Below are 1,323 nucleotides of genomic sequence, written 5' to 3' on the forward strand. Positions count from 1 at the left end.
GCGATCTCTGCGTCCACGACCACGATCAGCCGCCGCCTCGGAAGGAGAGTGCGATGAGTGCGAGCCCCGTCCTCACCGCCACCGACCTCACGGTGTCGTACGGCGACCGGGAGGTCGTGCACGGCATCTCGTTCGACATCGCCGAGGGTGAGACGCTCGCGCTCGTCGGCGAGTCCGGGTCGGGCAAGTCCACCACGGCGCACGCGCTGCTGGGGCTGCTGCCGGAGGGGGGTCGCGTCGACGCGGGGCGTGTGCTCCTCGGCGAGCTCGACATCTCCGGCTGGAGCGACCGCGCCCTGCGCAGCATCCGCGGCCCCGAGATCGGGCTCGTGCCGCAGGACCCCGCCACCTCGCTCGACCCCGTGCGCCCGGTCGGGGTGCAGGTGGAGGAGATCCTGCGCCTGCACGGGCACCGGGACCGGAGGTCGCGTCGGGCCAGGGCGATCGAGCTGCTCGACCGCGTGGGCATCGACGACCCGGGGCTGCGCGCACGGCAGTATCCGCACGAGCTGTCCGGCGGCATGCGGCAGCGCGTGCTGATCGCGACCGCGGTGGCGCTGCGCCCGCGACTGCTGATCGCGGACGAGCCCACCAGCGCGCTCGACGCCACGGTGCAGCGCACGGTGCTCGACCTTCTCGACGAGCTCCAGCGTGAGGAGGGGACGAGCATCCTGCTGGTGACGCACGACCTGGGGGTCGCGGCCGACCGTGCCGCGCGGCTCGTGGTGCTCAAGGACGGCCGCATCGTCGAGCAGGGGGCGAGCGACGCGGTGCTCGCGGCGCCGCGGGAGCCGTACACGCGGCAGCTGCTCGCCGACGCGCCCGCCTTCGCGACCGGGTTCCGCCGGCCGGACGCACCGCCGTTCCTGCGGGATGCGGCCGCGGTCGCCGCCGAGAACCCCTACGCGATCGTCGCCGAGGGGCTCGTGAAGGAGTTCCGCGTGGCGGGTCGCGAGCGGTTCCGCGCGGTGGACGACGTGTCGTTCCGCGTGCGCCGCGGCACCACGCACGCGCTCGTGGGGGAGTCGGGCTCGGGCAAGACCACCACGGCACGACTCGTCACCCGGTTCCACCGCCCTGAGGCCGGATCGATCGAGGTCGCCGGGGCCGACGTGACGGCCGCGACGGGGGCGCCGCTACGCGCGCTGCGCCGGCGCATCCAGCTCGTGTACCAGAACCCGTTCGCGTCGCTCGATCCGCGGCAGCACGTCGTCGACATCGTCGCGGAGCCCCTGCAGAACTTCCGCGTCGGAGGCAGGGCCGAACGGCGGGAGCGCGCACTCGCACTGCTCGACCGGGTGGCGCTGCCCGCCGACGTCGCCC

The 1,323-nt window shown here is 74.5% G+C and carries 1 protein-coding gene; it reads left to right on the top strand.

Annotated features, from left to right (window positions below):
• Positions 1–53 precede the first annotated feature (53 nt).
• The coding region (locus tag DW299_RS07965) for an ATP-binding cassette domain-containing protein (protein ID WP_136036274.1) at positions 54–1,323 on the top strand (1,270 nt) is incomplete at its 3' end.

It is taken from the genome of Microbacterium sp. K35 (assembly GCF_004794375.1).
Lineage (GTDB): Bacteria > Actinomycetota > Actinomycetes > Actinomycetales > Microbacteriaceae > Microbacterium > Microbacterium sufflavum.